Raw genomic sequence first — 7,146 nt, 5'->3', positions numbered from 1 at the left:
TCCTGACGGTCCTGTTGATGCCCCTGGCGCTGCTGGCCAGCTTCGAAGCGATCAAGGACCGGCAGAAGGAATATTACGCCTGGATGCTGGTCCTGATGACCGCGATGAACGGCGTGTTTCTCGCTCGCGATCTGCTCCTGTTCTACATCTTCTTCGAACTGACCCTGATCCCGATGTTCTTCATCATCGGCATCTGGGGCGGCCCGGAGCGCCGCTACGCCGCCGGGAAGTTCTTCCTCTTCACCTTTGGCGGGTCAGTCTTCACGCTGGCGGCGATCATTTACATGGGGATGAAGTTCGGGACCTTCGACATCATCAACGTTACCGCGAAAGCTCAAACGGATCTCAGCAGCACCGAGCGCTGGTGGATTCTGCTGGGATTGCTCGCCGGGCTTGCGGTGAAAGTGCCGCTATTTCCCGTGCACACGTGGCTGCCGCTGGCGCACACCGAAGCACCCACCGCCGGCAGCGTGATCCTGGCCGGCGTGCTGCTGAAGACCGGGGCCTACGGGCTGCTGCGCTTCGCCGTGCCGCTTTTTCCGCACGCCGCCACGGCGTTCGCGCCCACCGCCATGGCGCTCGGCGTCATCGCCATCATTTACGGCGCGCTGCTGGCCTTCGCCCAGGCGGATTTCAAGCGGCTGGTCGCCTATAGCAGCATCAGCCATCTCGGCTTTGTCCTGCTCGGCATTTACGCCTGGAACGCGCTGGCGTTGCAGGGCGTGGTGGTGCAGATGCTCGCCCACGGCATCAGCACCGGCGCGCTGTTCATCCTCGCCGGCGCTCTGCAGGAGCGGCTGCACACGCGCAATTTCGCGCAATTGGGCGGGCTCTGGGCCAGCCTGCCGCGCCTCTCCAGCCTGGGGCTGTTCTTCGCCATCGCCTCGCTTGGCCTGCCGGGCCTCGGCAATTTCATCGGCGAATTTCTCGTCCTGCTCGGCACCTGGCAGCGTCACCCGGTGTTCGCGGTCATCGGCGCGTTCGGCACCGTCACCGCCGCCGCTTACGCGCTGCTGCTGGTGCAACGCGCCTTCCATGGGCAACCGCGCAAAATCGAGGCGCCGGATTTGCGCGCCCGCCATATCGCCGTCATGGCCGGGCTGGCCGCCGCCATCATCTGGCTCGGCGTGAGCCCGCAGCCGGTGGTCGATACCGCCGCCCCCAGCCTGGCGGCGCTCCGGGCCAGCGCCGTCACGCTCGGCCCCGGAGCCCCATGATGGCCTCATCTATGATCTCATCCGCCCTGCCCTTCCTCATCCTGGCCGCCACGCCGGTCATCGTGATGCTGCTGATCGCGCATCGGCGCGACCATCGCCGCACCGCCAGCGTCACCGCGGCAGGGCTGGTCGCTTCGCTCGCCGCGATCCTTCTCGCCCGGTCCGCCGGCACGGCCACCCTCACCCCGCTCTTCCTGATCGACGGCTACACGCTGTTCTTTCTCTTCCTCATTCTCGCCTCGACGCTCGCCGTGCTGCTGCTCTCCTACAGCTACCTGGAACGCATGCATGACGGGCCTTACGACGAATATTACCTGCTCCTGCTGCTCACCGCCCTCGGCGCCGCCGCCCTGCTCGCCAGCCTGCATTTCGCCGCCTTCTTCCTCGGGCTGGAGACGCTGAGCCTGGGGCTGATCGGCCTCATCGCTTACCCCAGGCAACGCGAGCGCGCGCTGGAGGCCGGGCTTAAATATCTCATCCTCACCGGCGTCTCGTCCGCCTTCCTGCTCTTCGGCATGGCGCTGATCTATCTCGATTACGGCACCATGTCCTTCCCGGCACTCGGCCGGCTTTGGGACGCCTCGCCCGCTTCCGACATCTATGCCTATGCCGGCTTCGCGCTGCTGCTTACCGGCATCGGCTTCAAGCTCTCGCTGGTGCCGTTCCATATGTGGGCGCCGGACATTTACGAAGGTGCGCCGGCACCGGTGACGTCTTTGGTCGCCGTGGTCTCGAAGATCGCCATTTTCGCGCTGCTGTTCCGCTTCTTCGTGCTGCTCGACGGCTACCGCAGCCCGTCTTTGCTCTGGGTGCTGTCGCTGATCGCCATCCTGTCCATGCTCGCCGGCAATCTTCTCGCGCTGCTGCAGGACAATCTGAAACGCATCTTCGCCTATGCCTCGATCTCTCATGTCGGCTACGTGCTGGTCGCGCTGCTCGCCGGCAGCGCCACCGCTTTTGCCGCCGCCCTGACCTATCTCGCCGCCTACGCGGTGACGATGACCGGTGTGTTCGGAATCATCACGTTATTGTCGCAACCGGGCACCCTGCATGACGCCGACCGGCTCGAGACCTATCGCGGCCTGATGTGGGAACGCCCCTGGCTCGCCGGTGCCTTCACGGTGATGCTGCTCTCGCTCGCCGGTCTGCCGCCGACCATGGGCTTCATTGCCGAAGTCTATGTCATCGCCGCCGGTGTCGGCGCCTATCTGGCGCTGCCGCTGGCGGCGCTGATCATCGGCAGCGCCATCGGCCTGTATTACTATCTGCGCATCATCGTCGTCATGCTGTCCCCTGCGACCGGACGCGCCGCGCTTCCGGCCCGCGCGCGCCTCGGCGCCGCAACGGTATCGGTGTTGCTCGTTCTGCTCGTCTGGCTGGGCGTCTATCCCGCGCCGATGATCGCCGGAATTCAGCAGACCGTGGCGAGCTTGAGCTTCGTGCCAACATCGACACGGAACGCAAGCGATATTTTTGCACCGCAGCACAAGCCACCCGTGAAAGCGCTTGCCGCATCAAAAGCGCGCGACCGCAACATGTTCAATTTCTAATGTTGGCCAAACCGCCGGGCGCGCTATAAACTTCGCTCCCCCGCTTGCCTCGGACATGGACAGCCATCGTCCCCCAAGGCGAACGGCATGAATCGGATCATGCCAGAAATGATCAGGAGCAGTTCATGGAAACCCGCATTCGATCGATCCTTAAATATAAAGGGAACAAAGTCGTTACCGCCGTTCCGGAACAGACCATCGCCTCTTTCGCCGCCTTGCTCTACGCGCACAAGATCGGCGCCACGCCGGTGGTCGACGCCGAAAACCATCTCGTCGGCATCATTTCGGAGCGCGACGTGATCCGCGGCCTCATCGAACATGGCGCCGCCTTGCTGACGATGCCGGTCAAAGCCCTGATGACAAAGCTCGTCTCCACCTGCCAGCTCGACGACAAGATCGGTGACGTTCTGGAAATGATCACGCGGAACCGCACACGACATATTCCGGTGATCGATGACGGCAAGCTCGTGGGCCTGATCTCGATCGGTGACGTGGTCAACCAGTTGCTGGAGGAAGCGCGGTTCGAAGTGCATTCGCTGCGCACTTACATCACCACACCGTAGGCGTTAGAAAGGAAGCGCTTCTTTTTGTGAACAAAAAGAAGCAAAAAAACTTTGTTATGCTGGGCGGAGGGGCTGAAGGTTCCGGCGGTGCGTAGCACCGTTGGAATAGCCCCGGAGGGCATGGGCGTTGTCGGCGACAACGCCCATGGCCCAGCATAGTGAAAGTTTTTTGCGCCGCTTTTTTTCAAAAAAGCGGCTACTTTCTTTTACGCTCCAGGAATCATACCCATGGCCACGAACAACACCGCCGGCTTTGGACAGATTATTCTGGTCCTGCAAGGCGGCGGCGCACTTGGCGCCTATCAGGCCGGCGTGTACCAGGCCTTGCACGAGGCCGGCATTGAACCGGACTGGGTGATCGGCACATCGATCGGCGCCATCAATGCCGCCCTGATCGCCGGCAACGCCCCGCAAGACCGGGTGCCGCGGCTGCGCAGCTTCTGGCAGCGGGTCGGCTACAGCCTGCCGGCCAACCTCCTCGCCTCCTATCCCGGTGGCGGAAAAATGGCGCGGCTGATGACCATGATGCACGGGCTCGATGCCTTCTTCGTCCCCAACCCGACCGCCATGTTTGGCGGCGATTGGCCTTTGGCGGCGGAGAATGCCGGGCTCTACAGCACCGCGCCCTTGCGCCAGACATTGGCCGAACTCATCGATTTCGACGTGATCGCCCAACACAAGACGCGCATTTCCGTCGGCGCCGCCAATGTCGGCACCGCGCAGATGCATTATTTCGACAGCCGCGACATCGCCTTCCGGCTCGAACATGTGCTCGCCTCCGGAGCCTTGCCGCCGGCCTTCCCGCCGGTCCGCATCGATGGCGAATTATACTGGGATGGCGGCATCCTCTCCAACACGCCGCTGGAAGCGATTTTCGACACCAACCCACGGCGCGATTCACTGATCTTCTCAGTCCATGTGTGGAATCCCGATGGCGCGGAACCGCGCAGCATCGCCGAGGTGCTCAACCGCCAGAAAGACGTGCAATATGCCAGCCGCTCACGCAGCCAGGTGGCGCGGCAGCAACAGATCCACAGATTGCGCCATGTCGTCGCCGAACTGACCAAGCTGCTCCCCGCCGAGGAGCGCGCGCGTTTCGAGGTCCGCGCGTTGGCCGATTATGGCTGCCTCACCCGGATGCATGTGGTCGCCCTGCTGGCGCCGACCTTGCCCGATGAGGATTATGCCAAGGATATCGATTTCAGCGCCCGCGGCATTCGCGCCCGCTGGGATGCCGGTTACGCCCAAACCGCCCGGGCCCTCGCCGCAGCCCCCTGGACCGCCACGTGCGACCCGCTGGAAGGGGTGATCCTGCATCAGGTCGCGCCTTGAGACAGCAAGGAAAGCGCTTCTTTTTGTGAACAAAAAGAAGCAAAAAAACTTTGTTTAATTTGGGCCGTGCAGCTTCAACGCCTCTGGCCCAGCATAAACAAAAGTTTTTTGCGCCGCTTTTTTTCAAAAAAGCGGCCCCTTCCTTCCTAAAATCACGACGCCAGCATCGGCCCCTCGCACTCGGCCTCCTCGCCCTCAACCCGCAAGACCGGGGCGTTCGTCAGCACGATATGCACGAATTTCCCTGAGCCGAGCTGGGTGACGATGAGCTGCAAAAGCTGCTCCACGCCGCCAGCGGCAATAACGGGCGTCCCGGCGTGAGTGGCGCGCGCCGGGGCCTCGGCCCCGCGCGATACCGGCGCGACGAAACAATAACCGCGGCCGGGCACACTGCCGATAAACCGCGCCGTCTCCGTCTGATCGCCCAGCGCCTTGCGCAGGCTGGCGATGTTGACGCGAAGATTCGATTCCTCGACGGCGATGCCGGGCCAAACCCGCCGCATCAGCTCCTGTTTGGAAACGACCTCGCCGGGCCGTTCGATCAATGCCAGGAGAATATCCAGAGCCCGTCCCCCCAGGGCCACGAAATGGCCGAGCTTCTCGAGCCGCCGCTCCGCGGGCCAGAGGCGGAATGGCCCGAACGCCACGCTGTCGCCGTCTGCGGTCCGGGCTGGAAAAGTGATGATTTCAGCGGTCATGGGTCCCTCCCACATGCCCGATGGCGCGTTTCAGCGCGGTATCAGATATCCCGGCATAAACCGGCAATTCGGTCACGATTCCCGACATCGAAAATCACTCCCTTCGCCAAAGCGATGCCGGACTGCGCGGCAACCGCCTAGGGTCGGCAAATTTGCCGAAAAAGCGGCGGGTCAAAGTGCCGCTGACCGGCTACAAGCTTTGAAGGCGACGCTAACGCCGCCAGCAGGCCGGACGCCATTGGACGAAAGAACGCATGGCTACCCTGGAAGGTAGCGAACCGATCCGCGCGGCTTATGAACTCCGCTTAAGGGCGGAGCCGGTTATACCTTCGTCTAGGGTTGCGTGGCTCACTCACAGCCATGCGATCGGGCGCCGCTCTCAGGGACCGAAATAGCTGCAAGTATCGCCCTCGCTGTCGCGGTACACCGTAACCCTGAACAAGGCCGGGCATCTGCCCTCGAGCCGGCGCCAGATCCAGGCGGCGAGATTTTCCAGCGTCGCGGGCCCCAGATCGGCGACCTCGTCGAGAAAGCGATGGTCCAGCCCGTCGCGCACCTCCTCAATCAGGCGCGCCAGCTTGCCGAGGTCGAGCATCATGCCGCTCTGCGGATCCGGCACGCCACGCAGCGCCACTTCGGCCCGATAGGAATGGCCATGAATGCGCCGGCTCGGCTCCGCGTCGACCTCCCTCTGCAACGTGTGCGCCGCCTCGAAACGGAATTGCTTACTCAACTCATACATTAACGGATACCCAGAAATTTATGCGACTGCACCGAGAGGCGCCAATTCGGATGGGCCAGACAGTAGGCGATCGCCGCCTCGGTATGGGCCTGGCGCTCGGGCCCATCCATCGGCTGCAGAAGAAAATGCTGAAAATCAAGCCCTTCGAACCGTGTGGGCCAGGCTTGCTCCTGCGGAAACACGAGCTTGAGTTCATGCCCGGCGCGCACCGCCAAGGGCGCGTCGGCCTTGGGGCTGACGCAGATCCAGTCAAGCCCGTCCGGTGGCGCGATCGTGCCATTGGTCTCCACCGCGATCTCGAAGCCCTGCGCATGCAGCGCCTCGATCAGCGCCGTGTCGATCTGCAGCAGCGGCTCGCCGCCGGTCAGCACCACCAGCCGGTTCTGCGGCCCGCCCACCCAGGCGGCGGCAATGGCGGCCGCCAGTTGCGCGGCATCACCGAAGCGGCCGCCGCCGGTCCCGTCCACACCCACGAAATCGGTGTCGCAAAAGCGGCAGACGGCGCCGGCGCGATCCTCCTCACGCCCCGACCACAGGTTGCAGCCCGCGAAACGGCAAAACACCGCCGTCCGTCCGGCATTGCTGCCTTCCCCCTGCAAAGTGAGAAAGATCTCCTTAACCGCATAGCTCATGCGCCGCCCCTCGTTTCGCCCCGCCAAACCCTGAAGGCGTCCACGCTCGGCCCTCTCTTAGTGCCATTCGCCGGCATGGCAAAGATGGACAGGGGTTTCAGCGCCGGGACCGTCAAGGTACAAATCCATCATCTATTCTTCATACCATTCACAGAGCCTGTCGGCTAAACAGGCTCTGCACCGCGCGCCCACAGGCTGGCGCAATGCGCACGGCCTTCAATAAGCGCGGCTTTAGAGGCACATGATTGGGTGACGCTCAGAACAATCGGCAGCTTGAGCGGAGGTTCAGATTCATGACGGGATCCGGCGACAATATGGCTGACGCAGACATTTCCTTCACGGCGGCGCTGCGGACCGCCATTTCTTCAACCAGAGACCGGCGCGTCGCAGAAGACTTTCTCTTTTTGGAATT

The 7,146-nt window shown here is 63.1% G+C and carries 6 protein-coding genes and 1 pseudogene; 4 read left to right on the top strand and 3 right to left on the bottom strand.

The window, feature by feature from the left end; translation table 11 throughout:
• Positions 1 to 2 precede the first annotated feature (2 nt).
• From VNC39_RS10560 to VNC39_RS10545, 4 genes and pseudogenes are all read left to right on the top strand, one after another.
• Positions 3 to 1,217, top strand: coding sequence for a complex I subunit 4 family protein (locus VNC39_RS10560; protein ID WP_408840559.1), 1,215 nt, complete (start codon positions 3 to 5; stop codon positions 1,215 to 1,217).
• A pseudogene (locus VNC39_RS10555) lies at positions 1,214 to 2,641 on the top strand (NADH-quinone oxidoreductase subunit N); the annotation flags it as partial. The gene VNC39_RS10560 and the pseudogene VNC39_RS10555, both read left to right, overlap by 4 nt.
• A 251-nt stretch (positions 2,642 to 2,892) precedes the next feature.
• Positions 2,893 to 3,330, top strand: a complete 438-nt coding sequence (locus VNC39_RS10550) for a CBS domain-containing protein (RefSeq protein WP_325398943.1) — start codon at positions 2,893 to 2,895, stop codon at positions 3,328 to 3,330.
• Positions 3,331 to 3,558: 228 nt separating this feature from the next.
• A complete protein-coding gene (locus tag VNC39_RS10545; RefSeq protein ID WP_325398941.1) occupies positions 3,559 to 4,662 on the top strand; it encodes a patatin-like phospholipase family protein in 1,104 nt (367 codons plus the stop codon).
• Positions 4,663 to 4,814: 152 nt separating this feature from the next.
• On the opposite strand, the gene VNC39_RS10540 is transcribed toward VNC39_RS10545, so the two are convergent.
• From VNC39_RS10540 to queE, 3 genes are all read right to left on the bottom strand, one after another.
• Positions 4,815 to 5,360: a winged helix-turn-helix domain-containing protein gene (locus VNC39_RS10540; protein WP_325398939.1), complete on the bottom strand. Its 546-nt coding sequence runs from the start codon at positions 5,358 to 5,360 to the stop codon at positions 4,815 to 4,817.
• Positions 5,361 to 5,739: 379 nt separating this feature from the next.
• A complete protein-coding gene (locus tag VNC39_RS10535) occupies positions 5,740 to 6,102 on the bottom strand; it encodes a 6-pyruvoyl trahydropterin synthase family protein (protein ID WP_325398937.1) in 363 nt (120 codons plus the stop codon).
• Positions 6,102 to 6,734, bottom strand: coding sequence for a 7-carboxy-7-deazaguanine synthase (gene queE / locus VNC39_RS10530; RefSeq protein ID WP_325398935.1), 633 nt, complete (start codon positions 6,732 to 6,734; stop codon positions 6,102 to 6,104). The genes VNC39_RS10535 and queE overlap by 1 nt, the downstream gene beginning before the upstream one ends.
• Positions 6,735 to 7,146 lie beyond the last annotated feature (412 nt).

Source organism: Acidocella sp. (assembly GCF_035535915.1).
Classification (GTDB): domain Bacteria; phylum Pseudomonadota; class Alphaproteobacteria; order Acetobacterales; family Acetobacteraceae; genus Acidocella.
This window is presented reverse-complemented; position numbering and strand designations above follow the sequence as displayed.